Source organism: Rickettsia parkeri, from assembly GCF_051427245.1.
Taxonomy (GTDB): domain Bacteria; phylum Pseudomonadota; class Alphaproteobacteria; order Rickettsiales; family Rickettsiaceae; genus Rickettsia; species Rickettsia rickettsii.
The window spans coordinates 421,243-446,112 of record NZ_CP195774.1 but is presented as its reverse complement, the minus strand read 5'-3'; the positions used below and the strand labels follow the sequence as shown (position 1 = coordinate 446,112).

Sequence of the window (24,870 nt, the reverse complement as noted above, 5' to 3'; positions counted from 1 at the left end):
AAAACTTTTTACAGCATATTAACAATTCTAGCACTGATGTTGAAAATTTAGATAATATTAAATTATTTTTAACAAAGAGCTTTAAGAATTTTAATAATATATTAGGTATAACTATAAATAATAGCATTAGTAATTTAGAAAAACTAATAGGCTCAGTCAGCAAGCAAGAAGCTAAATCTCTTTGGAAGTATATTACCGCCTCTAAATCTATTACAGAAATATCTCAAAATCTCGATAAAGTAATATATGATAAGCTTTTACATCAGCCTGTGTTACCTGATCAAGCGCTACCTATTTATAATTTATTAGAAAAATTACTAAAAGAAACTCACAAATCTATTAATGATTGTTATAAAAACGAAAAATTATATAAACATCAATTAGCAAAAATTTATTGTCAACAAGCACAAATCTGTACACCTAATGGCTCAACAAAACTATCTAAAGACTCAATAGGATTGTATGAAAACGCTGCTAACCTTGGTTCTGAAGAGGCAAATATAAAACTTGGGAAGATTGAATTTAAGAGCGGAAATTATGTAAAAACTTTAGAATATTTTAAAAATACTACTCATATATCTTATGCAAAAGAAGCTTTTAATGAATTATTACATCTAAAAGAATCAGAACTAAAAAAGAAAATACAGCAAAAGAAGCTAAATTAGCATCAGAAATAATTGAATTATATTCAAGCCAAGGTGATTTTTATAACCAATATAATCTAGATATATCAGAAAAAAGTCTGCAAGATTCACTAAAAGTATTTTGTCTTAATACGAAAGCTCTCATAGAAGAACAAGGAAGACCTAAACCTTATGGAATATTATATGATTTGTCTAAAGAGTTAACATCAATAATTTCTTCACCGTGTAGTCAACTTAAATTTATACAAAAAACTGAAAAATATAAAAATTTAACAGAAAAATTTAAAGAAGAAAAACTAGAAACTAATTATACGAATATTACGACAAGCCGGTCACATGATTCATACTTTAAAGAACCTTTACTGAAGTTCGATGATTTACACCTTAATTCTTCATTTAGACCATATTATGATAATAATGAAGATTCTAGCAATATGTTAGGTGCTTGTTATAATTCCTCAGAGTTAGCCTCAATGAGAAAAATTTAATATCTCTTAATACAATTTTTATAGACAAGCAGAAATGTGGTGCTAGTATAAAAATAGCTATATTTAACGATGAATTAGATTATGACAAATAATCAATTTTCTGAAGATACCAAAAAAATTGCTGATCAAATAAAAGATGCATTAATGGGTATTAGTGACGATCTTGTACTTGAAAGTAAAGAGGTAGAGGAAATTTTTGAAGAATTAAGCCAAAATGAAGAATTTGAGTATGAGATGGAACGAATGCTTTCTATCTTAAATGAACAAACTATGGATTTAACTCAACTGCAAAGTCGGATTATCTTATTAATCCGTAAGTATTTAGGTAAAACTAAAAACTTAAAGCTTAAAATGCTTAAAATGGATGAGAAACTCATTAACAAAAATGTTGCCGAAGTCAGTAATTATTTAATGCATCAGCATTCTAAAATAGTTAGAGATGCTAATAAAAACCTTACAAACCCAAAAGACAAATTACAAGGTTTAACCAAACAAGCTAGAATAAACTTAAAACGTTTATTAAAAAGCTTTGCCGTTTACCAAATTTATATGTTTATGAACCCAAAAAGAATAGCAGGCGAAACGAAGCTAATGAACTTCGCCTATAATATGATCAAAGGGGGCATGAAACTCGCTAAAAAATATGAAGGCGGCAAGGAACAAGAAATTAAATCATATTCACCTAGACTTATTAAAAAACTTGAAAAAGCTCATGTCGGCTTTAAAAAAAGTGGTGGTATATCAATTTAACTATTGTATCTTTTTATAAATTTTTATAAAGAGCTTATACTAAACTAACATTAATATTATGATAGGTATCAAGCTTTCAACTTAAATTATGTAAACTTAATATTGCGGAACTAATAACTTGGGTACATCTTGGCTGCAGTACTCAAGAAAAACACCACGCTCAACCTGTAAAAATTAACATAAAACTCTTTCTCTCAACTCCTCCCCTTGCTACTGTAACGGATAATATAAACGATACTGTTTGTTATGCAAAAATCGTACGGCTAGTACAAAAACTTTCTCAAGAAAATCACTTTAATCTTATCGAGTATTTAGCCGCACAAATATATGTGATATTATTTATCAAAACTTTATCGAATCTAAATTAGAAAAGATTTTTCTAAACGTAACCGTTACTAAATTAAAATCACCGGTTTCAGGAGTGCATGACGGAGTTTCTTTTTCTTATTCAGGAAAGGAGACACTATGATTTATATTTCTATAGGCAGTAATTTAGGTAATAAACTTTTAAATATTAAAAAAGCTCTAAATTCACTAAAAAGTTGTAATTTTATATCGCTTAAGCAAGCCATTCTACAACCTAATGCAGATAAAGCTTGGGATAAATCATATTTAAATATGGTGGTGCAGGGCAAAAGTACTTTAACGCCTAGTAAACTTCTAATTGAGCTTAACAAAGATTGAAACAACTAGGTCGAGCAAGCTCTTACGATAAATGGTCTCCAAGAGTTATTGACTTAGATATCCTACTTTGGAATAATTGCCATATAGATTTACCTGATTTAAAGATACCGCATCCTGAAGTATTAAACAAACCGTTTCTTATTCATCTAATTGCAGGTTTAAGCTTGGAATGTCGTTATTCATGTCCGATCAATAATTTTTACAACAATAAAACCTTTGCAGAAATAGCACATTTAATTGAACATCAAGGAGTTATACGCTCTCTTGTTTTAAATCCTCAATTTGTCGGTATTTTAAACATTACTCCTGATTCTTTTTCTGATGGAGGATTGAGTTTTCATAAAGAAGATGCCGTTAGAAATTTTGTACGCTTGATAAATGAAGGGGCTACAATAAATTGAGCTTGGATCACAATCAACACGTCCTTCTGCTTTAATTATTAATGAAGATGAAGAATATGCAAGGCTTAATAATGTTCTTGAAGAGCTTAAGGAAGTTATAAAGGAAAAAAAAGTTATAGTCAGTATTGATAGTTTTACTCCTGAAGTAATTAAACGTGTTTTAAAAAAATACCCTATTTCCTGTATCAACTTGGTTAAAAATAATCTAGATGATTATACATTACTATTAATTGCCGATTATAATTGTAAAATTATTACTATGCATTCATTAACCGTTCCACCGCAAAAACAAAAATGTCTTGATTTCGATAAATCTCCACTTGCTAGCTTAAATATATGGACAGAGCAAGAAATAACAAAATTAGAAAAATGTGGATTTGATAGAAAAAATATCATTCTTGATCCTGGAATTGGTTTTGGAAAATCCGTTTATCAAAATTTATATATTACAATATATTAAAGAATTTAAAAATCTAGGATGTGAGATATTGTTAGGACACTCACGAAAATCTTATATTTCCGCTTTTTATAATTCCAAAGCATCGGAAAGAGACTTAGAAATAATAGCAATATCAAAATATTTAATGGAAAACGTAGTTGATTATTTACAAGTGCATAATGTTATAGAGCATCAAAAATTTTTTGTAGCAGACCATATGATTAACTATATCTTATGAAAAATAGAAAAATCATCGGTATAATGGCATGTGACCCACAAGGGGTGATAGGTAATAAAGGTCAGATGCCTTGGTCTTATACTAAGGAGTTTGAATATTTTTATCAGACGGTAAAAAATAATATTATAGTCATGGGACGAAAAACCTTTGACTCTATACCTACAAAGATTTTAAAAAATTGTATTTGTATTGTTTTTTCAAGAAATACATCATTACAATCTTATAATAATATATTTTTTATTAAATCCTTAGATGATTTTTGGCAGGTAATAAAACCTTTTACTGATAAAAAAATTTTTATGGTTGGAGGGACAGAAATAGCAACTCTTTTCCTAGAACAAAATCTTATTGATGAATTTTTACTTACAAAAATAAATAAAAATTATGATGGAGATACTTTTTTGCCTCTTAATCTTTTAGCAGAATGGCATTCTGTAATAATAGATAAAACAAACAATTATCAGATTTATAAATTTACTAAGAGGAGGTAAGATGAAATTTTTAGAACAGCTTAATATAAAAATCTTGAGCAATATAACCTCTTAAATCATCCATTTTTCAATTATGGCATATGGGAAAACTTACTCATTCTACTTTACAAATTTACACAAAAGAATATTATCATCACGTTACAGCTTTCCCACGTTATATTAAGTGCAATACATTCCAAATGTAGTGATATACACGCTAGACAAATATTACTTGGTAATCTTATAGAAGAAGAACAAGGTGAAGAAAATCACCCGGAACTATGGAAACGTTTTGCTAAAGGACTTGGATGTTTAAGAAACCAACGCACTTCAGAACCTAAATTAGACTCAACTCAAAAACTTGTTCAAGGTTATTAAATTAACAGAGGAATCTTTTTCTATAGGTCTTGGAGTACTTTATGCTTATGAGCGTCAGACTCCTAAAGTATCTGACTCTAAAATTCAAGGATTACAAAAATTTTATGGAAATTCAGATTACAGAACTTTACAGTCCTTCATTGTTCATAGTAAAGTTGATCAATGGCATACACAAGAATGTGCAAATTTGATTAATAATTTAAGCTCAAAAGAACAAACATTAGCACATCAAGGAGCAAAACTACTATGGCAATTTCTAGAGGGTATAAATGCAACGTATCAATAATTTAACTATTATTCTTTCATAAAATGAAAAATATCTTTCTACATTCCTTAAGTCTTGAGAATTATCGTAATTTTAAAAATCTTGAACTAAAAACAGATAATACACCAATAATTTTAATAGGTGAAAACGGTAGCGGTAAAACTAATATTTTAGAAGCTATATCGCTATTTTATCCAGGAAGAGGGCTGAGATCAGCAAAACTTGCCAATGTATGCAAAACTTCAGAAGATCATTGTCTAGTTAAAGCTCTATTGCAAAGTAAGCTAGGACTTGCAGAATTTACCACCCAATTTAAACGTAGTTCTAATAGAAGGATAACTGAGTATAACGAAAGTAAAATAGCCAATAATGAGTTAAGTAAATTCACTAGCATGGTATGGCTGACTCCACACATGGAAGGAATCTTTACAAGCGGTAGCAGTGATAGAAGAAAATTTCTTGATAGAATAGTTTATAATTTTGATCCAAAGCATGCAGAGCTAGTTAGTAAATACGAATATTACATGCATGAGAGAAATAAAATTCTAGTAGAAGATATAAGAGATGATAATTGGCTTAAAATTATTGAAGAAAAGATGGCTGATATTTCTAACCATATTGCTAATAATCGCTTAAAAACCTTAGAATTTATGCAGCAAGCAATAGATGACCTTGAAAATGAATTTCCAAAAGCCGATTTATCGATTGACGGCATTGTTGAACAAAAAATATTAAACGGCAAAAAAAATATTGTTAGTTTTATTACTGCAGAACTTTATCAAACAAGAAGCAAAGATAAACTACTTGGTCGCACTAGTTTTGGAGTTCATAAAAGTGACTTTTTAGTAAAGCATCAAAAGAAAAATATCTTAGCCAAATTCTGTTCTACCGGTGAACAAAAAGCTATATTAATTGCAATAATCCTTGCTGAAATGAATTATGCTATAAAGCTAACTAAAATAGCACCGATTTTACTTTTAGATGAGGTCTTTGTGCATTTAGACGACAAAAGACGTCAATATTTAATCGAATTTTTGACCGGCTTAAACATGCAACTATGGGTTACCACTACCAATCTAGAGGGAATAGAAAATTTTGCAACTAAAGCACAATTGATTAAGTTATAGTTTGTTTAATAATGTCATTCCTGCGCAAGCAGGAATCCAGGCATAAAGCGAGATAAATCAAGCTTTTAATTTCAAAAATTTGCTGTATTTAATACTTTTTTTCTGGATTCCTGCTTGCGCAGGAATGACATTGAACACTTTTCTCACACCATGTAACAACGCCCGCTAAAAGCGGGAATGACATCAAGTGTATTTTCTGATCCATACAATAAAGCACTATCCCAATCAGATTCACAAGAAAAATTTCATCCTTCTTGATTTTTATCGCACCTCTTAAAAAACCAAAATAACTATTATTATTTTTCATAAAATAAAATTACACTTCACTTACATATTATTAGTTAAATTTAAAGTTTTTTGTATATAAATATATTGCTTAATCTTTTGAAACTGCTTAAAATTGATTTTTAATTTATGTAAATACTATGACAAAACAAGCTAATAAAATATCCTATGATGAAGTACCTTATTCTCCATTTACTTTCAGTTATACCTCCCCACCTTATTTAAGAACTATCGGCAAGCTATTCGGGCTAAACCCTCCACCTCTTGAAACTGCTAAAATACTTGAACTCGGTTGTGGAATCGGTGTTAATCTGCTTAACTTTGCTGAAACATATCCTAAATCACAATCTCTAGGTGTTGACTTATCCAAAACACAAATAGAATTAGGTAAAAAATTTATCAGTGATTTGAAAATAAAAAATGCTGAACTAAAGGCATTATCTATATTGGACCTTGATGAGTCATACGGTAAGTTTGATTACATAGTTTGTCACGGCGTATATTCATGGGTACCTGAAGAAGTACAAGATAAAATACTCAAAGTCTGTAATAAACTGCTAAATCCGAACGGCATAGCTTTTGTAAGCTATAATACGCTCCCGGGCTGGAATATGCAGAGAACAATACGTGAAATGATTATGTTCCATTCAGAGCTATTTAATACTAGCCATGATAAATTACAGCAAGCTAAATTACTTTTAAAGTTCATCAATGACTCATTAGAAAGCTCCACAACGCCTTATTCTAATTTCTTACGAGATGAAACAAAATTATTATCTGCATATACGGACTCATATGTATTACATGAATATTTAGGCGAAATTAATACAGGTATATATTTTCACCAATTCATAGAAAAAGCTCAAAAAAATCATCTAAATTACTTAGGTGATACGTCGCTTACTGCAATGTTTATCGGTAATTTACCTACTCAGGCAGCAGAAAAGCTACAAGCCGTTAATGATATTGTTCGTACTGAGCAATATATGGATTTTATCACTAATAGAAAGTTCCGCTCGACATTATTATGTCATCAAAACATACCTATAAACAGAAAAATTGAATTTAATAATTTAAAAGAGTTTTTTACTAGCCTTAATATTAGACCGGTAATTCTAGAAAAAGCTGTTGATTTAACTAACGAACAGGAAAATGTTAGCTTCTATTACGAAAATTTACCTGAGCCTTTTATTTCAACCACTTCGCCGATCATGAAAGCTATTTTATATGTATATGCCGAAAATATTAGCAATCCGATAAGCTTAGAACAAGTAGCAAAAGAAGCTTTTAAAAAGCTTGGTAAATATCAATTACAAGATTTCTTAGCAGCATTAGAACAGCATTTTATCATATTCATTTTTCAAGGTTATCTCAAAATATTTGAGACAAAACCTCATGCTATAGCAACTATCACCGAAAAACCTAAAACTAGCGAATTTGCAAGATACCAAGCAAAACAAGCATATTTTAATAATGTAACTAGCGTGTTTAGCGTCACTAATAGACTTAACGATATGGTAGGTATACCGATACATGAAAAATATATTTTAGAAATGTTAGACGGTACACATAATATTGATGATATTAAGAAAGGCGTGCTTGAAAAAATTAATTCAAAACTTTTAACTGCTCGTGACGATAAAGGACAGGAAGTAACAGATCCAAAATTATTAAAAGAATTTGTTGACTATGTAGTCAATACATCCCTTGAGAAATTCCGGATAAATTATCTGTTAGTAGAGTAATTAAAATGTTCGTGATCAAGTCTGATTTGTTGCATGGATCAGCTTTTTCGTTATTGCGAGTAGCCGTAGACTACAGCCAATCCATAAAAATATAATCCGAGTAAATGAAGGGTAGCTATACGAAGCTCAACTTGGAAAAGAGCAAGGAGCCTGTAAGCCGAGGAGCAGAGCGTATACTTTTAATACGTGAGCATCCGAGGACTTACAAAGACGACACAGTCAATTTTTCAAGTTGAACGAGTATAACTATGCTACTAATTTTTCACGCAATACTTCAACTAACTTATTAATTGCTTCGGTTGGGTGGATGTTTTCAAGGATAGCAAGCTCGCCTGCAAGTCTATTTAAAGCTGACTCGTAGAGTGTTCTTTCACTGTAAGAACGATCATTATCAACATTTTTATGTAAGTCCCGTAATACTTCGGCTATAGCTACAATATTACCTGAGTTAATTTTGCCTTCATATTCTTGGGCTCTTCTACTCCACATTCTATTTCCTTGTTTTGGTTTACCTTGAAGAGTTGAATATATGACATCTAAATCTTTTCTGCTTGCAACCGCTCTAAGACCAACAACCGCAGCTCTACTAACAGGCACTTTTAATGTCATTTTATCCTGCGAAAAGGAAATTACATATACTTTAATTTCAGTACCTGCAATAGTATGATATTCTATATTTGTTATTTCACCAACTCCATGTGCAGGATAGACAATTCTCTGCCCTATTTTAAACTCAGATTTTTGTTCGGATTGTGTTGTATTTGCCATTATTAATTCCTCCGTAGTGGTTTTAGCGCCTAAGAACTTAATGTTAGACTATTATTTTCTATAGCATAGCACATTTTGCTTTTATTATAAAGTAGAGATTTTTATTGAAATAAAATTGATACGATCTTATTGTAGATAATATTAATAAGTTAAAGGAATAAATATGCGAAGTATTTTTATTATACTAATATTTTTATTATTTTTGAGTAGCTGTTCAGAAGAAAAAGCACAAGATAAGAACCATGAGGAAAAACAAATAATAGAGCACGAAACTCAAAATAACGAAACTTCTAAAACAACGAATCAGGAAGCCGTAAATTCTGAAAATACGGCTGAAGCAATAGTTCCTGCTAATGATAATAATCAGACTGATGAAGTATCAACGCCGGCTTCACAAAAACAAAAAAATCCTGCAATAAAACCTGTTAAAGTCACTTTTAAAGTTGATGATAATGATATGGTTCTTGGTAACAAAAAATCAAATGTTATAGTAGTCGAGTATTTTTCTCCTACCTGTCCGCATTGTGCTTATTATCATCAAACAATTTTTCCGGAACTTAAGAAAAAATATATTGATACTAACAAAATTGCATATGTGGTTCGTGAATTTATTGCTACTAAACAAGATTTAGATGCTGCAATTTTAGCCCGCTGCAAGGGGATACAAATAGTTTTACACAACTTCATAATATCATATTAATACAACAAGATAAGTGGGCATATAGCAATAAATACAGAGAATTATTAGCTGATATAGGACAACTTGGCGGTATTTCTCCGGAAGAATATAAACAATGTTTAAATAATGATAAAATTACTGCAATACTAATTGCTAATACCAATTTTGTAGCAAAAGCACCCCAATTTATAGGTACTCCTTCTTTCTTCGTTAACGGAGTACAAACAGGAAGTTATAGCATAGATACTATTTCCACAGCAGTTGATAAAGCTTTAGAGGAGCAGAAAGAAAAAGCAAAAAATGAAATGAGCTTGTAATTTAGATCGTCATTGCGAGCAGTCGTAGACTGTGCGGCAATCTCGTTAAATATCCTGAGATTGCTTCGTCGACGGCTATGGCGTCTTCTCGCAATGACGGAGATAAACTAATGAATACGGAAAAACTAAAAGATATCAAAGCAAGAATTAAAGACTTAACAACCCCTAAGTTTTCTAATCCTAAAATTCGGCAAGAAATTAGCCCCTTCACTATCGCTGTAGATTTAGTTTCAGGTACAATGGTAGGTGTCGTAATTGGAATATTTACGGATAAAATTTTTAATTCTAAACCTTTATTTCTTATTATATTTACAATAATAGGAATGATTGCCGGCTTTAACATTATAAGGAAAAAAGTAAATAATAAAAAGTAAGGAAATGACTCATAGCCCTTTAGCACAATTTGATATCAAAAAATTAATAGACATCAAAATATTCGGTTTTGACGTCAGCTTTACTAATTCGAGTATCTATATGTTACTTGCTAGCATCTTAGCTCTAACTTATTTTTACTTAGCTTTTTATAACCAGAAATTAGTACCTTCTAGATTACAAGTGAGTGCTGAAATAGTTTATAATCTTGTAGCTGATATGTTAAATCAGAATATAGGAGTAAAAGGACGTAAATTTATTCCGTTAGTTTTTAGTTTATTTATTTTCATTTTATTCTGTAATTTACTTGGTATAACACCTTATAGCTTTACTACTACTAGTCATATTATCGTTACTTTTACCTTGGCAATTCTAGTATTTTTAATGGTAACTATAGTCGGTTTTGTAAAACACGGCTTACGTTTTTTAACCCTTTTTTTACCGCATGGTACTCCTTTATGGTTAGCACCGTTGATGATAGTAATTGAACTATTTACATATTTAGCAAGACCGGTTAGTTTATCATTGCGACTTGCCGCTAATATGATGGCAGGACATGTTTTATTAAAAGTAATAGCCGGTTTTACCGTGTCATTAATGATTTACTTGAAATTTCTGCCAATCCCTATTATGGTGATACTAATTGGGTTTGAAATTTTTGTTGCAATACTTCAAGCTTATATTTTTACTATTTTATCTTGTGTGTATCTTAATGATGTTATTAATTTACACTAGGCTTTTTGCACAACTTGCTTCTAAAGGTAATTTGTACGTCAATCCGATGCTTGAATCCTCACGTACTTTTTTGTACTCTGCAGTTCTGTGCTTCGTGTTTCCTGCAAATTCCTCTTTATTAGCTTCGTTGTGCAAAAAGCCTATTATACAGATAATTAGATAAAATTTTTTGATTAATTAAAAGTGAGTTTTTTTATGGACATGGTTTCTTTAAAATTTATTGGTACAGGACTTATGGCTATCGGCATGTACGGTGCAGCTTTAAGCGTTAGTAATATATTTAGCTCTCTACTTAGTTCAATAGCACGAAACCCTTCGGCTACAGAAAACTTACAAAGAATGGCTCTGATCGGTGCAGGTCTTGCTGAAGCAATGGGACTTTTTTCCTTTGTAATTGCTATGTTACTTATTTTTTCTTAAAATTCATTTTTAAATAAGATGCCTCAATTTGATATTGCTACCTATTATTCACAAATTTTTTGGCTTATCATTACTTTCGGCTTATTGTATATCTTTGTTTATAAATTTATAACTCCAAAAGCTGAAGAAATTTTTAATAATAGACAGACAAATATTCAAGATAATATTACGCAAGCCGATACACTGACCATAGAAGTAGAAAAGCTAAATAAATATTATAACGAGGAAATAGACAAAACAAATGCTGAAATAGATAGACTAAAAAAAGAAAAAATAGACTCTTTAGAATCAGAATTTTTAATTAAAAAAAAGAATCTAGAGCAAGATTTAAAAAACGCTATAAATCAAAACATTGAAGATATAAATTTAGCTGCTAAGCAATTTAGAACTAATAAAAGCGCAGCAATCATAAAGCTTGCCGTTAATATTATTGAAAAAATAGCTGGCACTAAAGCAGATATGAATTTACTACAAAATATAAAAGTAAAATAATGAATTTCCTAGATGATAGCTTCTGGCTTGCCGTTAGTTTTGTAATCTTTTTATATTTAGTTTATAGACCGGCAAAAAAAGCCATTTTAAATTCTTTAGATGCTAAGATTTTAGAAGTCCAAGAAAAAGTTCTACAAGCTGAAAAGTTAAAAGAAGATGCTGCTTTGCTCTTTAAACACACCAACGCACAAATAAAGAAATTAGAAACTTTACGCTCTCAAATGATAGAAGACAGTAATGAAGTTACCAAGAAAATCATTCAAGAAAAAACTAAAGAAATTGAAGAATTTTTAGAGCATAAAAAATCTGATGCTATACAGTTAATGCAAAACCAAAAATTAACCGCAAGTAAAGAGCTACAAGATGAATTTTGTGATGAAGTGATAAAACTTGTATCCGAATATTTTCAATCAGTTAAGCTTTCAGAAAGCAACATTGCTAAAAATTTAATGGATAAATCTGATTTTCCTCAGGATGAGGGTAAAGTTACATAGCCACACTAACCACTAGCTAGCAATTTATTTAAAATTGCTTCATCATTAACACATACCCGTAATATTGAGCCATCAATAAAATATTCAGGATGTTCGTTTGTTATCTTATTTGTTAATTCAGGATAGGCTCTAACAAATTCTTTTACACAAGTGAAGTTTTTGCTAGAGCTGTTAATCGCTCCTAAGCAAATCGCTTCAAAACATAACATTTTAGCTATTTCTATATTTTTAAGGTCAGATAAAAACTCCTAGTTGTTTTGCTATAAATATCTATCACCTAAATAACCTTGCACCCCCAATTTCCTAAGATTGAGAACTTACTATTCCACTTATCTTTAGCAACATTAATATATATTTTATTTAAAACATTCTTTTGTATTTTTTGTTTAATTTCTAATGTAACTTCCTCAAAATCGCCTCTTTATAATATAAACTCCCTAGTTTCATTATTTTTTATAAATTCTGGTGCAATTTTTTTGAGATAAGTTTTTAGCCTTGTAGTGGCCTAAACCTAAAGTTTGACGTACATTAAATAAGATTGTTTATAGAACTCTATAGCTTCGTATGTATTATCTAATTTTCATAAATCACTCCGATATTATTAAGAGAGCTAGCAATAAAAGAAGGGTGAACTAATTCTTGATCGATTTTTAAAGCTTTCTTATAATATTTTAACGATTCTTCAAATTTACATAATATATATTCATTATAATAACCCATTTTTTGGCCTTTCTACATTTATCCATTTCAATATCATCATTTAATATTTTTACTACATGGGGATAAAATATTTTAGAATTTTCCCGGTCTTCACTTGGAACATCTGTTAATATTGGAAATAAATCATCTAAGATTTCTGCTAGTCTTGTATAAATCTCTTTTTCATCTATCGCATGTTCTTTATTTTATTTATATATTGCTTTGTTATAAATTACATTAATCTATGTAATTGTAAGCCGGCTTGTCTATTTTGGTATGTTAGATTCATTACCGATAATGCTTCTATAACCTTTTTATAGGTTCTTGTAGCTTTTCTTCATCTATTAAAAATAATTCTTCGAAAATCTCTATACTGATAAACTCAGGGTCTAAATCTGCAGAATATTGTAAAATATCTGCCAAGCTAAAGGTGATTTTTCTAATAATTGTAGTAATAAAACGGTTTCTATATGATCATCTTTGCTATTTTTAATAATTAATGTTAATCATTTACTTTAAGTAATTTATTTGCTTTTAAATATGCTACTGCTTTAGATAGCCTATAAGGTGATGCAGCATCGTTACTACCAAAGTCTTCTACTAATTTATCAATATCTTTCTTGTTTAATCTATTTTTTAGAGATTTCTTTAAATATAATATCGCTTCTTTTTTACTAAAAGACTCTACTAATATAATATTTTCTATATCATCACTTAAATTATTATTTTTAGTAGTAATTATCACTTGTGCCTTATCACTAAGTATATTAATTATACTGTTAAGATAAGGCTCTATATCTTTATGATCTTCAACATTATCAAAAATAAATAATATAGCTGAATTTAAATTAGTAATCCTTTCATGGACTAATCTTATTATGTTTTCTTCCTTTTCATCTATTACGTAAATAGTAAATTCTTTAGCAAGTTGTTTATATGCTTCAAGGACTTTGTCTGCAGAATCTACGTTAATAAAACGTACTATTTTCTTTTTCGCTTGTGTTTGTCTATCTCCATATTTTATAGCTAGAGTGGTTTTACCGGCTCCAGCTAAAGCATTAATTGTTACAAATCGTTTTTCGTTTAAAGTTTCTTCTATTTGTTGTAATATTTCATTATGGACAATCAAATTATAAGTTGATAAACTTACTTCAATTAACCTTAAAATTTGCTCTCTTAAATCATCTACTTTAACTTTAGGTAAGTTTGTAAAGATATAATATTTGCCATATTGAGGTTCATATAGTTTTTTTATTACTTTTAACTATTGTTTTATTAAATTTGGTATTTCTTTTTTATCTATACTCAATTTGCTCAACTGTGCTAGATACCAATCACTACTGCCCTTATTATTTGTATTTGCTATATCTACAGACAAATTTACTTCTTTTATACGATAATGACCTTTGTAAGAAAGTTCAAATGTTCCCTCAGGGGTTATGATCTCTTTTGATGGGCAACCTTGTGCGGCATTATTTTCTAAATGCTTATAAACCTCTAAAAATTGTCCGGTTGCAATATTACCGCTTATAGGCTGATCGATTACCTCTAAGAAGCTTCCAAATGTCGTTGCAGTAGCATTTTTATATATTAGATTACTTGCTAAAGGTAATAAATATCAAGTGCTTTTATTAATATGCGGATTACAGACATTTACAAAATTTGGAGCTGATAAATAAGTTGTTATATTTAAAATTTTTACGTCAAAGGTAGTTTCATGGCTATACATCTGCGGCTAAAGATTTTCTGTAGCTAAATCCGGGCTATCGAATGTGATTGCCTTTGCTTTTGGATAATGAAAATCTCTATGAGCAAAATATAAACTAAGCTCTGCGAGCTATACACCTAAAGAATGACCTGTGAAAGATAAATTATCATTATTCTCTTCAGCATATTTGGTAATCTCCTTTGTAGCTTCATATGCGGCCGCTTGCTGTGCCACTATCTGTCCACCTAAAATACTTTTAAAATGAGCTTTAAACGGTGAATTAGTTTTGAGCAAATCTAATTTTTCAAATGTAGTACCTCGATAGGTAAGTACAATTTGTTTTACTTTTTCATTTACATATGCTACTGCGTAATATCTACCTATTTCAGGCTCCAGTCTTTTAATTGTTCATTTCGGGTTTTGACCTTTTCATTATTTTCTTTTTCTACAGCAAACTCTACAATATAATTTTCCGTAGAATCCATATAAACATGTAAACTAAATAACCCATGGACAAAGTCGGTAGGGTGGTGCTTTATAGTTTTGATTATTTAAGATCTTATATTATAGGAAAATATAGAATGGTGACCCCTACGGGACTCGAACCCGTGTTCCCACCGTGAAAGGGTGGTGTCCTAACCGCTAGACGAAGGGGCCTTAATTTTAAAGTAAGCAATATAGTTAGTCATACCGTGGCTATGACCACGGCATGACATTAAGTTAGAAGTTTTATATAACACCTTTGCAAATATTGCAAGTATAAAAATTATAGGTTTACCTTAAGCTTAACACTACCTTGATGACTTCTATAATGTTTATTTAGATAATAATTATAATCCAACGAAATAGTAGTATTTTTGATACTGCCTATAATACCCGTTCCTAAATTATAGGATGTTTTCGGTTGCTTCGGTATTAGATAATTATGTTTGAATGTATTATCAAATATTTTAACAACTCTATTTATTCTTTGGGTTTTCTCTTTAAAATTATGTTCTACCGCTCCTTGGAATGTTAGACCTAAATTATTAAATTTTAGAGCATCTTTTAAAGGTACTGTGACTTTAGTACCGACAATTCCGGACAATATATTATTCTCTTTCATTGTAAGAGCTATTTCTTGTACGTTAACACCGGTTTCATTATATACCCCGTCTCGTGACTTCCCGTATCTTAAGCCGATATTCGGGGTAATAACGAACTTGCTCTGCAAAAGATAATTATAATGCAGTAATGCTTCCACATTATAACTATGATTACGATGTTTTACATTACTTTTAATTTTAGTATCACCATATGAATAAGTTGTTTTATCTTTAATAAAGTTTTTAGAAGCAGATATTAAAGCTTGTAGTGCAAAATTCTTCGGTAATTCTTTTTGTCCGTAAATAGAAACCACATGACTATTAATAAGTTCTTTATCATTATTTTTACTATTTTTAAATTTAAATACTGAATGAACATTACTATAAGCTATACCTACGATATTATTGTCGATTTCAGCATCGAACCCGATAGTAGCACCTTTGTTAGTACCTCTATAACCGGTCATATTCTCAACGCGTCCATGATTATTAGTGCCGTACATACCACGCATCCACAAACCTCTTTTTATATGAGACTCTTCTTCATCACCGGCTCCCACTGCTACCATATTATTAGACATATTCATAGATGCATCTAATCTGTTACGAATCATATTATTTACAATAGTATTAACAACTTTCGCTTGATTTAAAGTAGGAGCGTTTTCTGAAATTTGCGTTTGCATTTCTTTTTTTGCTTCCTGTTCAAGAGGAATAACCGTATCAACTTCCGTTATTTTAAGATTACCCCCATCGGAATCGGATAATTGCCCTATTGTTTCTTCTTCCTCTTCAAACCCTGAATCATAACTTTCTTCATCTTCGCTACTATCGCCTAATGCTAAACATTCCTTTTCTCTATCGTCACTTAATGCTAATGCACTCTCATTACTTGATGCAAGTGCAGGTAATGAAGATAATTGTCTACTTACTTCTGTGTCTTCTTGTTCTTCATCTCCTGCAGGTAAGGTAGATTCTGATTTACCATCCGACACTAACATTTCTTGTAGCAATAACTGAGCAAGAATATCTGTAGCTTCTTCGCGAAGTAACGAAGAAATTTTTTCATCATGTTCTTGTAATTGTGCATTTATTGCTAAAAGCATTTTTTCATCTAATTCCTCTACATCCTGTATACGATTACTTATATAAACCATTGCTTCTTTAATATGATTAAGTTCCTCACTTCTAGAACTTGAGCCAGACAATTCTTCTATTTTTTGTATTTTATTGCTTAATACTCTTATATAGGTATCTACATAATCTTTATTAATTTCTATATTTAGAGTATCTACCGGAGTTACAACATCACGACTATTCAAATTATCATCATTAGAGAAGCTGTTTATGCTACCAACTGAAGATGAACATGAAAATACCGGCTTACTCTCAGTTACCTTAGGTTTAGATTCAGTATCTAGATGCTTTATCTTCCCTTCTAACAAAATCTTTTCTTTATTTAAAGTATCTAACTCCAATTCCTTATTATACTCATTGGCTATTTTTTCATGTTTAGATTTTAATTCCCCTAATTGCATAACATTAGAATTGTTTAAATCCTCTAAGCCACTAACCGAAGGTGAATGGGATAGATTTGATTCTGCATCACTAAGTACACCGCTTATGTCATCAATTGAATAGGAACGTATTGATACATCTGTGCTTGAAGACTTTTCATTTAAAGAAAATTCTGCTTCTATGGCTTTCCTTTTTTGTTTTAATTGTGATTCTTTTGAAGATAAGTCTAGTGCTTCCATAGCTAACCGCTTAAATTCTAGGTTTTCTGGATCTTGATATTGATTCAACTTGGCAATAGCTTGCTTTTCCTTAACTATTCTAGCTTCCTCTACTTCTAATAGTTTATCTTCTAAATCCAAATACTCTAATTTCTTGTCAAGTTCTATGGCTTTCCTTTTTTGTTTTAATTGTGATTCTTTTGAAGATAAGTCTAGTGCTTCCATAGCTAACCGCTTAAATTCTAGGTTTTCTGGATCTTGATATTGATTCAATTTGGCAATAGCTTGCTTTTCCTTAACTATTCTAGCTTCCTCTACTTCTAATAGTTTATCTTCTAAATCCAAATACTCTAATTTCTCTGTCAAGCTCGGGCTACACTCTGAATGTAAGTGGTATAGGTATTTTCGTTGTACTTAGTGATTCGTGCGAGACCTTATAGATGGCTTGATGGTTGCTCTCGTCTTACTGTCTTATATATTTTTTCTGATGCTAAATTCTCATAACTAACCGACTCATATATAGTAGATAAATTAGATAATGGCTGTGTACCTTTTTTAATAGTACTATCAACCAAATTTAGTCTACCTTGTGATCTATCATTTATTATAATATTTTTATGATCTTCTCGAAATTGTTGAGCTTGCGGAGAGTTATATAGTGACCCTACATTTATAGGTGGGGTTACAGCTAAATTGGTAGCTATCCTATTAGCAGTCGGCATAGAATGATATTTCCCCCATTTGGATTAAATCCAACATCTACATCTATTTCTATATTATTAAAGTGTTTATCTGCTCTGCTTTTAATAGCATCCAATTTTTTTTCTGCTTTTGCGTTATAAGCTTTTATATCTTCGTTTGCGTATTAATACCTGCTGTAATTTTTGAGAGATCTTAATTGCTTCTCGGTAATCATTTTTATTTCTGTAAAACTAAACTAACTGATCTTCTTTGTGAAGACTGGTTGTTTGCAGTATTGCGGTTCTCTTTGCATCTAAAAGGCTTATAAGCTGAGTTGCCTTTTTTATGCATCCACTAACTACACTTAAACTAGACTCCTTATGATTCTCATTTCCCCAAACGTGGCCAAATTCTCCCTCTTGATATACTGTTCTTTGCTTTGAGGTTTCTCCATCTCTTTTCCTTCTTCTGTTCTCTGCATAATTTGTTTGCAAAATTGACCCTACTTTGAAAAGCTTTCTTTATTATATTACCTTGTTTTTTCTTACTAGAAACTAAATAGGTACTTTCTTCAGTTAAAGTTTCTTGAGGTGCATAATGTAAATCTAGCCCTAGATCATCCTGCACACCTAAAGTTTCTGTACGCATTTTTTCTGATTGCAGTTGTTGTATCTCCGAAATACTTCCACTTACATTATTTTTCCTCGATGAGTCACTTTTAGCAACAGTTGTATTTTGTGTTGGCGTTATTAAACCAAGAGTTTCTATAGTTAACGTATCAGGTTGTTTTAGATTCTGAACGAACGCGTCGCCAGCTAAATCTAAATATTCTAATCCTCTTTTATCAAGCTTTGGACTTGAAGAATATAGTGCAGAATTTTTCCAATTGTTGTCAGATCTCAAGCTTTCATCTGTAGTTGTGGTTTGTAAAAATGCTGATTTTTCTTCAAAATTTACACTTTTAGCTGAAGACGAGCGTGATAATACTGGAGTACTGCTTTTTCTTGAATTCTCTTCATACTCTGCATAAGGCTGAGATATTTCCGCTTGCTCATATACTTTTTGAGTTTCTAGAATTCTAGCTTGCTGAATTTCATATAACTTCTCGAACAAACCTTCATATTCCTTTATACTGAAAAGATGTGCAATCTCACCTAATTTTTTACTAAATTGATCCGCACTAAACTTTCTCATTTCTGTTGCTAAACTATCTATTACACTATCTATTTGAGCTTGATTTGACTGATTTGGCTGTATGCTATTCAAATAATTAATGTATTGTGAAACCTTAGCCTCATAAATATCTTTTGAATGACTTGGAATAGGGTCCTCTATTTTTTGATAAGGTTGCTGCTGAACTTTTATTGGCACTAAGTACCCCTCTTCATCCTCTGGTTGTTCACCTAAAATTCTCTGAACCCCATGACTTAATGGTATAGTTGGCTTTGCTTTTGGCGACTGCTTATAAGTAGGACCGGTAGAACTATTATAAACAACAGGAGTTAATAACTTTAGATTTTCCTCTATATTCATTTTATCTTGCATGGCTCGTAATGCCGTTCTACTTGTTTTTTTTTCGCACTAGCAGCTACTTCTTTAGCTTTATCTGATGCCGTTTTTATAGCTTTTTCTTGTTTCTTTATTTCTAATAACTGCTTTTGTGCTTCTTGTTTTTTCTTTTCTCTTTTTATTCCAGCACTACTTTTTCTTACATTATCTCCGCTTGATTTATTTTTATTAAATACACCTTGCCGAGCCTCATTAATTCTTGCTTGCTGTGCTTGAAACGCACTAACTTCGGTTGACGCCGTTGTAACCGGAACTGTTTCCTGCGATTTTATCGAAACTTTATTTGCTGGAATATCTATTTTTTCTATTTTCTGAAATAATCTATCTGCTTTATTGTTTTTACTTGTTAACTCTTTTTCAAGTTTCTTTATTTTATCTTTATTTTTACCTATTTTGATTTTTGTTTCTATCTCTTCAGCTCTTGACTTGAGTGTTTCTGTTGTTTTTTGTGTTGAAGTTAGCTGCGTATACAACTTCTGCAATCGTTTTTTATCTTTTTTATCTGTGGTATCTTTAATAGCCTGTGTTACTTCAGCTAACTTGATTCCTATCATCTCATTAACTCGTGATATATTACTTACCATTCCTGCTACAATTTCAGTACTGCGTTTTTTTATAGGCAACGGTACAAATGTCGGCTTCGGAAGAACTTCTGATTTAACCTGTGAGCTAGATTGCACTGCCTGTTGTTGCGGGTCGCTACTGCTAAACGATAATCTTCGTGCTGCCTTTGAGTTTGTGTTTATGTTTGGTGGTGGATTAGCTCCTAAACTATCATTTGGTTTAGAATCTGAAGTAGACTGATACGGAGTCGCCGGTGTTGATGATGAAGTACCAGTTGCCGTAGTATAATGTTCAGGTGATGTCAGGGTAGTATTTGTGTATTAGGTGCAGTGATAAAACTATTTGAAGCTGGGCTAACAGTAGGCGAAGACGCTGTTATTATAATCTCTGGTTTTTGAGGCATTTGTTCTGTCGATTCAGGAGTATAAGTATTTTGACTTTGTTCTGTTTTTTCAATGCCTGCAAATGTTTTGCATCTAGTAATTGGTCGTACTTTTCTTGCTTTCCCGACATCAGACTTACTACGTGCTACCACTTTATAATGATCCTCTATAGGAACATCTTTTAATGGATTATATGCCTTAGGTTTGTTAGATATTTTCATTTCTCTTATTTCAGATGGAGTATATGTGTTTATTTCTGGTTCCGATACAATTACTGTTCCTATCTGCTTCGGGGTATTTGTCGTATCTTTGTTTCCGTTTAATCGTGACACGTGATTCAACAATTTACTACTGAGATCGATACGAAATGCTTCTTTACTCATCGCCATACCCTCAAAAGGTATTGCAGCTCCTACTGAAATAGAGGCAAGCAGAGAATATTTTAAAAATCTTGATTTTTTTAGTAAATGTTGTTCTGTTAACTTATTCATTACAAATATCTCAATTTAAATTAAAATTTCATGTACATAATGTTGGACATTATAATAAATAAGTTAATAAAAAGCAATATATAAATTAATTTATCTTAACTTATAATTACAAAAGAATTTTGTTCTAATTATTGAAAATATAACAGATATAACGTATAATGTATTTTTAACTTTTGATAGAAAACACTGCGATATTTTAAAATAACTTTGGAAATAGAGTATAATAATTTAAATATTTGGTATTTTGTTAGTTTTATTTACGGTATTATTGTTTATTTTTCGCTTGATTTTGAGCTTTCATTTACAACAATTTTTTTCATTTTTTGTGTTTGTTTAATATTAACCTTTACTAGAAATTCTAATATATTTTTACAGTTTACTTACTGAATGATTATTGCTTTTATTTTTGGCATATTCATCTCTAAATATCGTGTAACAAATTTACATAGCGAAATGCTTTATAAACCTATCATCACTAAAATTAGCGGTAAAATAGAATCGATAAAACCGACTATTATAGGAGGATAAGTATTATTAAGTCGCATAAAGATAGAAAAAATTAATCGTAACTTACAAAAAGTTAAAAATTAGTATACCGAAAAAATATATACAAGAAATTAGGGTAAATAACCGAATTACTTTGCTTGCTAAGCTCTATAAGCCGCAAAATAGTATACTACCCGAGGGTTATGATTTTGGTTTTTACGCTTATCTATCGGATATTGGAGCAAACGACTATGCGATGTCTGAGCCGCAAATTATAGAACGTAATGAAACAAATTTTGATAGTTTTATTTATAGAGTGCGTTCCTATATTTATAATAATTTAATAGAAAAGATAAAGGGAATTTTGCAGCTGCAATATTACTTGGCAAGACAAAAGGTTTAAACAGGCAAATAATGCAGGATATGAGGCAAAACGGTATATCACACGTGCTTTGTGTTTCAGGATTTGCATCTATCTTTAGTTGTGATGATTATTTTCCTTACTAAAGGTTTTTATTAAATCTTTCATAATTATTTGGCATATAATTTCAATATAAAATTAATCTCTGCTTATTGTTCGCTAATAGGAAGCTTTGGTTATTTAGAACTAAGCGGTATGCAAATAGCAGCGACTAGAGCTTTTATTACTGCTGCAATTTTTATTTACGGTATTATATTTTGTCGGACGCTCTTGCTTTCCCCTTCATTCACTTGCAATTGCGGCTTTTATAATATTATCGTTAAATCCCGAATATATTTTTCATCCAAGTTTCCAATTATCTTTTATCGCCGTATTATCGCTTGTTGCCGGTTATGAATTTTACTTAAAGAATTCATGGTTACTTGGAGAAAAGAAAGGCATTTTTGGAGCAGTAAAATTTTATACAGCCTCAAATATTTATTCAAACTTCTTAGCAAGCATCATAACGGCACCTGTAGTAATTAATCAATTCTTTATATTTGCTACTTACTCAGTACCAGTAACCTCATTGTCGTTCGATAACGTCCTTTTTTCTTATGCCCTCTTGCTTTGTTATCTCTGCCTTTTACCATGATCGGGTTTGATAACTATATCCTAAAACTTATGGGATTCTTTATTGATATAATAATAAAATCAGCCGCCTATTTTAATAGTTTACCGGCTGCTGTATAGTATTTCAGTTATATTACCAATTTCAGCATATTACTCTTTTTTATTCGGCTTTTTTGGCTTTGTATATGGAAAATGCTTGGCGTTTGCTTGGTCTTGCAATCATGGCAATATCTTTTATATTTATGTCCTACTCCCCAAAGCCGGAATTAATATTTGATGCAAATCATATGGCGGTAGGCTTTAAAGATAGAGAAAATAAACTAGTAATACATACTGATAAAATACCTGCTTTCAATAGAACTTACTGGGCTAATTGTTTGGACAAAAAGATAGTATGGTGTTACCTTTAGAGAATAATATTTTTTAACCAACTACGGACAAAAAATTGTCATTAATAAAGATAATCATTGTGAGAAAGCCGAAATTCATATTAATCTCAATTATAAATCTAAATGCCGCGAGAGCTTAATAACGATTAATAAAGATTAATAAAAAAAAAGCTCTATTATACTTATCTTTTGCAATAAAAAGGAATGTACGTAAAATCTTAGTACCGGACTGTTCTTGTTCTATGTCATTCCCACTTGGCATTGTTGTGTGGATACTGAGTCGTTATTGCAAGCGACTGTAAGGAGCGTGGCAATCCAGAAAAATAATAAAAAAATGTTAAAAACTATCATTTTTTACTGGATTGCTTTGTCAAAACTTACAGTTTTTCCTCGCAATAACGACTCAGTATCCACACAACAATGCCAAGTGGGAATGACATAAACGAGCCATATAACAAGGTCCAGTTTTTAGCTAGGATGACATCAAAGTCTGTTTAAAAACTATCCGATACTTTAGGTAAAATCGAATAATGCAAGTTACACACAAAATACTAAAAATCCCCTCAAAAGGATATAGAAAAATCTTGAGTCTCTTAAATGAAAAAGGACAAGCAAGGCTTATAGGCGGCTGCGTACGTGATGCGTTACTAGATCTCTTGCATAACAAAACTAATAAAGAGGAATTTGAAGGAGACACGGAACGCAGAATCGCAATGTACATAAACGTACGTGAGGATTCGAGTACCGGATCGACGTACAAATTACCTTTAGAAGCAAGTTATCCAAGAGATCGACTTGAGAAAGGTAGCTGCGATATAGATATAGCTACTAATTTGACACCTAGTGAAGTAACAAATATTTTATCTGGAGCTAAAATAAAAACTATTCCGACCGGTTTAAAATTCGGCACGATTACGGCTACTTTAAATAATGAAAAATTTGAGATCACGACTCTTAGGAAAGATATTGAATGTAACGGCAGACATGCCAAAGTAATATTCACCAACGATTTTGCCGAAGATGCCACAAGACGAGATTTTACTATTAATGCTTTAAGCTATTGTCCCTTTAAGAACGAGATATATGATTATTTTGAAGGGTTTAAGGATTTGCAGCAGGAAAAGGTTGTATTTATAGGGGAAGCTCTAGATAGAATTAAAGAAGATTATTTGCGAATTCTACGCTTTTTTCGGTTTTCTAGCTATTATGCGAATCAGCTTGATGATGGCAACTTTAAAGCATGTAAAGCTTTAAAAGACGGCTTAAAAACTTTATCACGAGAGCGAATTAAAAGCGAAATGGATAAAATTATTGTTTCAAAAAGAGCAGCACAAATTTTAAAAGCTATGTTTGAAATAGGAATATTAGAACTAATATTCTCTATCCAAAATTATGAAATAAAATTTTTTGAGCAGGCAAATGATTTTAAATTAGAATTAGTTACTCGATATGCACTCTTATTATATTGTCAAAAAGATTTAAATTTAAAGGTCTTTCTAGATTGGAAATTCTCAAAACATGAAGCAATGCAAATATTATCAATAACGAACTTTCTGAATGACGCTAAATTTAACATGAAAAAAATTTGGTTTGAAAAAAAGAATTATAAGGAATATTTATTAGCAGCTAGAATAATCGGTAAATTAAATCATTCACAAGTAAAGAATTATTCTTAAATATGATGCGTTATTACGTCCTAAATTCCAAGTAAACGGTAATGATTTGTTAAATATGAATATAGAAAAAAAAAAATAGGAGCAAAACTAGAATATCTAAAAATTTTTGGATAGAGCAGGATTTTAAACTAGTAAATTAGGTTGTTGGCGAAATTATGAGAGCTAGTACGTCAAACCGT

General features: G+C 30.9%; 21 protein-coding genes, 1 tRNA gene and 9 pseudogenes. 22 read left to right on the top strand and 9 right to left on the bottom strand.

Annotation, left to right across the window (positions count from 1 at the left end):
* The first annotated feature begins 269 nt into the window (after positions 1-269).
* The 11 genes and pseudogenes from ACSFFC_RS02645 to ACSFFC_RS02595 all read left to right on the top strand — a co-directional run bounded on the left by ACSFFC_RS02645 (position 270) and on the right by ACSFFC_RS02595 (position 7,914).
* On the top strand, positions 270-665 hold the full coding sequence (locus tag ACSFFC_RS02645) for a hypothetical protein (RefSeq protein WP_014410283.1): 396 nt from the start codon (positions 270-272) through the stop codon (positions 663-665).
* Positions 666-832: 167 nt separating this feature from the next.
* Positions 833-1,132, top strand: coding sequence for a hypothetical protein (locus tag ACSFFC_RS02640; protein WP_014410282.1), 300 nt, complete (start codon positions 833-835; stop codon positions 1,130-1,132).
* Positions 1,133-1,213: 81 nt separating this feature from the next.
* On the top strand, positions 1,214-1,882 hold the full coding sequence (locus ACSFFC_RS02635; RefSeq protein WP_014410281.1) for a DUF5394 family protein: 669 nt from the start codon (positions 1,214-1,216) through the stop codon (positions 1,880-1,882).
* 101 nt (positions 1,883-1,983) lie between these two features.
* Entirely contained in the window at positions 1,984-2,250 is a 267-nt protein-coding gene (locus ACSFFC_RS02630; RefSeq protein WP_331270849.1) for a dihydroneopterin aldolase, read from the top strand.
* A 97-nt stretch (positions 2,251-2,347) separates the two neighbouring features.
* Entirely contained in the window at positions 2,348-2,566 is a 219-nt protein-coding gene (locus ACSFFC_RS02625) for a 2-amino-4-hydroxy-6-hydroxymethyldihydropteridine diphosphokinase (RefSeq protein WP_014410280.1), read from the top strand.
* Complete coding sequence (locus tag ACSFFC_RS02620; RefSeq protein ID WP_014410279.1) at positions 2,563-2,967, top strand: 2-amino-4-hydroxy-6-hydroxymethyldihydropteridine diphosphokinase; 405 nt, start codon at positions 2,563-2,565, stop codon at positions 2,965-2,967. The genes ACSFFC_RS02625 and ACSFFC_RS02620 overlap by 4 nt, the downstream gene beginning before the upstream one ends.
* Positions 2,963-3,644, top strand: a pseudogene (folP, locus tag ACSFFC_RS02615) (dihydropteroate synthase). Before ACSFFC_RS02620 ends, folP begins: the two are co-directional and overlap by 5 nt.
* Positions 3,641-4,135, top strand: coding sequence for a dihydrofolate reductase (locus tag ACSFFC_RS02610; protein WP_014410276.1), 495 nt, complete (start codon positions 3,641-3,643; stop codon positions 4,133-4,135). Before folP ends, ACSFFC_RS02610 begins: the two are co-directional and overlap by 4 nt.
* Positions 4,136-4,475: 340 nt before the next feature.
* On the top strand, positions 4,476-4,778 hold the full coding sequence (locus tag ACSFFC_RS02605) for an iron-containing redox enzyme family protein (RefSeq protein ID WP_014410275.1): 303 nt from the start codon (positions 4,476-4,478) through the stop codon (positions 4,776-4,778).
* Between the two features lie 23 nt (positions 4,779-4,801).
* Positions 4,802-5,884, top strand: coding sequence for a DNA replication/repair protein RecF (gene recF, locus ACSFFC_RS02600; protein WP_014410274.1), 1,083 nt, complete (start codon positions 4,802-4,804; stop codon positions 5,882-5,884).
* A gap of 425 nt (positions 5,885-6,309) precedes the next feature.
* The gene (locus ACSFFC_RS02595; RefSeq protein ID WP_014410272.1) at positions 6,310-7,914 is read left to right on the top strand and encodes a methyltransferase regulatory domain-containing protein; all 1,605 of its coding nucleotides are present in this window, start codon (positions 6,310-6,312) and stop codon (positions 7,912-7,914) included.
* 246 nt (positions 7,915-8,160) lie between these two features.
* Here ACSFFC_RS02595 and ACSFFC_RS02590 read toward each other — a convergent pair whose 3' ends face one another.
* A complete protein-coding gene (locus tag ACSFFC_RS02590) occupies positions 8,161-8,682 on the bottom strand; it encodes a CarD family transcriptional regulator (RefSeq protein WP_010976718.1) in 522 nt (173 codons plus the stop codon).
* Positions 8,683-8,845: 163 nt separating this feature from the next.
* Between ACSFFC_RS02590 and ACSFFC_RS02585 the strand changes: the two are divergent.
* The 3 genes and pseudogenes from ACSFFC_RS02585 (at position 8,846) to ACSFFC_RS02575 (ending at position 10,785) form a co-directional block, all read left to right on the top strand.
* A pseudogene (locus ACSFFC_RS02585) lies at positions 8,846-9,678 on the top strand (DsbA family protein).
* Between the two features lie 110 nt (positions 9,679-9,788).
* Positions 9,789-10,052, top strand: coding sequence for an AtpZ/AtpI family protein (locus ACSFFC_RS02580; RefSeq protein ID WP_012719316.1), 264 nt, complete (start codon positions 9,789-9,791; stop codon positions 10,050-10,052).
* Positions 10,053-10,056: 4 nt separating this feature from the next.
* The gene (locus ACSFFC_RS02575) at positions 10,057-10,785 is read left to right on the top strand and encodes a F0F1 ATP synthase subunit A (protein ID WP_014410269.1); all 729 of its coding nucleotides are present in this window, start codon (positions 10,057-10,059) and stop codon (positions 10,783-10,785) included.
* On the opposite strand, the pseudogene ACSFFC_RS02570 reads toward ACSFFC_RS02575, so the two are convergent.
* Positions 10,780-10,959: pseudogene (locus ACSFFC_RS02570) on the bottom strand (palindromic element RPE1 domain-containing protein); the annotation flags it as partial. The gene ACSFFC_RS02575 and the pseudogene ACSFFC_RS02570 overlap by 6 nt on opposite strands.
* A gap of 21 nt (positions 10,960-10,980) precedes the next feature.
* On the opposite strand from ACSFFC_RS02570, the gene ACSFFC_RS02565 reads away from it, so the two are divergent.
* Genes ACSFFC_RS02565 through ACSFFC_RS02555 form a run of 3 tightly spaced genes read left to right on the top strand, consistent with a single transcriptional unit; the run spans position 10,981 to position 12,191 of the window.
* Positions 10,981-11,205 (top strand): F0F1 ATP synthase subunit C, encoded by a 225-nt coding sequence (locus tag ACSFFC_RS02565; RefSeq protein ID WP_014410268.1) that lies wholly within the window; start codon positions 10,981-10,983, stop codon positions 11,203-11,205.
* Positions 11,206-11,223: 18 nt separating this feature from the next.
* Complete coding sequence (locus ACSFFC_RS02560) at positions 11,224-11,697, top strand: F0F1 ATP synthase subunit B family protein (RefSeq protein ID WP_004996956.1); 474 nt, start codon at positions 11,224-11,226, stop codon at positions 11,695-11,697.
* Positions 11,697-12,191 carry a F0F1 ATP synthase subunit B gene (locus ACSFFC_RS02555; protein ID WP_014410267.1) on the top strand — a complete coding sequence of 165 codons (495 nt, stop codon included), beginning with the start codon at positions 11,697-11,699 and terminating at the stop codon, positions 12,189-12,191. The genes ACSFFC_RS02560 and ACSFFC_RS02555 overlap by 1 nt, the downstream gene beginning before the upstream one ends.
* 5 nt (positions 12,192-12,196) lie before the next feature.
* Here ACSFFC_RS02555 and ACSFFC_RS02550 read toward each other — a convergent pair whose 3' ends face one another.
* From ACSFFC_RS02550 to ACSFFC_RS02520, 7 genes and pseudogenes are all read right to left on the bottom strand, one after another.
* Positions 12,197-12,400 (bottom strand): hypothetical protein, encoded by a 204-nt coding sequence (locus tag ACSFFC_RS02550; RefSeq protein ID WP_014419674.1) that lies wholly within the window; start codon positions 12,398-12,400, stop codon positions 12,197-12,199.
* Between the two features lie 364 nt (positions 12,401-12,764).
* A pseudogene (locus ACSFFC_RS02545) lies at positions 12,765-12,937 on the bottom strand (tetratricopeptide repeat protein).
* Positions 12,938-13,392: 455 nt separating this feature from the next.
* Positions 13,393-14,019: an NB-ARC domain-containing protein gene (locus ACSFFC_RS02540; protein WP_014410265.1), complete on the bottom strand. Its 627-nt coding sequence runs from the start codon at positions 14,017-14,019 to the stop codon at positions 13,393-13,395.
* Between the two features lie 708 nt (positions 14,020-14,727).
* Positions 14,728-14,892, bottom strand: a complete 165-nt coding sequence (locus tag ACSFFC_RS02535) for a hypothetical protein (RefSeq protein WP_014410264.1) — start codon at positions 14,890-14,892, stop codon at positions 14,728-14,730.
* Positions 14,893-15,180: 288 nt separating this feature from the next.
* Positions 15,181-15,255, bottom strand: a tRNA-Glu gene (locus ACSFFC_RS02530).
* Between the two features lie 109 nt (positions 15,256-15,364).
* Positions 15,365-17,587: pseudogene (gene sca1 / locus ACSFFC_RS02525) on the bottom strand (surface cell antigen Sca1); the annotation flags it as partial.
* A 213-nt stretch (positions 17,588-17,800) separates the two neighbouring features.
* Positions 17,801-21,107 (bottom strand): annotated as a pseudogene (locus tag ACSFFC_RS02520) (autotransporter outer membrane beta-barrel domain-containing protein); the annotation flags it as partial.
* 387 nt (positions 21,108-21,494) lie between these two features.
* Between ACSFFC_RS02520 and ACSFFC_RS02515 the strand changes: the two are divergent.
* The 5 genes and pseudogenes from ACSFFC_RS02515 to ACSFFC_RS02495 all read left to right on the top strand — a co-directional run bounded on the left by ACSFFC_RS02515 (position 21,495) and on the right by ACSFFC_RS02495 (position 24,831).
* Positions 21,495-21,635 (top strand): hypothetical protein, encoded by a 141-nt coding sequence (locus tag ACSFFC_RS02515; RefSeq protein ID WP_014410261.1) that lies wholly within the window; start codon positions 21,495-21,497, stop codon positions 21,633-21,635.
* Between the two features lie 112 nt (positions 21,636-21,747).
* Positions 21,748-21,996: a hypothetical protein gene (locus ACSFFC_RS02510; protein WP_014410260.1), complete on the top strand. Its 249-nt coding sequence runs from the start codon at positions 21,748-21,750 to the stop codon at positions 21,994-21,996.
* Between the two features lie 20 nt (positions 21,997-22,016).
* Positions 22,017-22,746: pseudogene (locus ACSFFC_RS02505) on the top strand (ComEC/Rec2 family competence protein).
* A 101-nt stretch (positions 22,747-22,847) separates the two neighbouring features.
* Positions 22,848-23,053, top strand: a pseudogene (locus ACSFFC_RS02500) (hypothetical protein).
* Positions 23,054-23,545: 492 nt separating this feature from the next.
* Positions 23,546-24,831, top strand: a pseudogene (locus ACSFFC_RS02495) (palindromic element RPE1 domain-containing protein).
* The last annotated feature ends 39 nt before the right edge of the window (positions 24,832-24,870 follow it).

Coding starts and splice junctions, on each gene's coding strand:
- ACSFFC_RS02635 (WP_014410281.1), top strand. CDS start 1,214: ATGACAAATAATCAATTTTCTGAAGATACCAAAAAAATTGCTGATCAA.
- ACSFFC_RS02625 (WP_014410280.1), top strand. CDS start 2,348: ATGATTTATATTTCTATAGGCAGTAATTTAGGTAATAAACTTTTAAAT.
- ACSFFC_RS02610 (WP_014410276.1), top strand. CDS start 3,641: ATGAAAAATAGAAAAATCATCGGTATAATGGCATGTGACCCACAAGGG.
- recF (WP_014410274.1), top strand. CDS start 4,802: ATGAAAAATATCTTTCTACATTCCTTAAGTCTTGAGAATTATCGTAAT.
- ACSFFC_RS02595 (WP_014410272.1), top strand. CDS start 6,310: ATGACAAAACAAGCTAATAAAATATCCTATGATGAAGTACCTTATTCT.
- ACSFFC_RS02590 (WP_010976718.1), bottom strand. CDS start 8,682: ATGGCAAATACAACACAATCCGAACAAAAATCTGAGTTTAAAATAGGG.
- ACSFFC_RS02580 (WP_012719316.1), top strand. CDS start 9,789: ATGAATACGGAAAAACTAAAAGATATCAAAGCAAGAATTAAAGACTTA.
- ACSFFC_RS02575 (WP_014410269.1), top strand. CDS start 10,057: ATGACTCATAGCCCTTTAGCACAATTTGATATCAAAAAATTAATAGAC.
- ACSFFC_RS02565 (WP_014410268.1), top strand. CDS start 10,981: ATGGACATGGTTTCTTTAAAATTTATTGGTACAGGACTTATGGCTATC.
- ACSFFC_RS02560 (WP_004996956.1), top strand. CDS start 11,224: ATGCCTCAATTTGATATTGCTACCTATTATTCACAAATTTTTTGGCTT.
- ACSFFC_RS02555 (WP_014410267.1), top strand. CDS start 11,697: ATGAATTTCCTAGATGATAGCTTCTGGCTTGCCGTTAGTTTTGTAATC.
- ACSFFC_RS02550 (WP_014419674.1), bottom strand. CDS start 12,400: ATGTTATGTTTTGAAGCGATTTGCTTAGGAGCGATTAACAGCTCTAGC.
- ACSFFC_RS02515 (WP_014410261.1), top strand. CDS start 21,495: ATGATTATTGCTTTTATTTTTGGCATATTCATCTCTAAATATCGTGTA.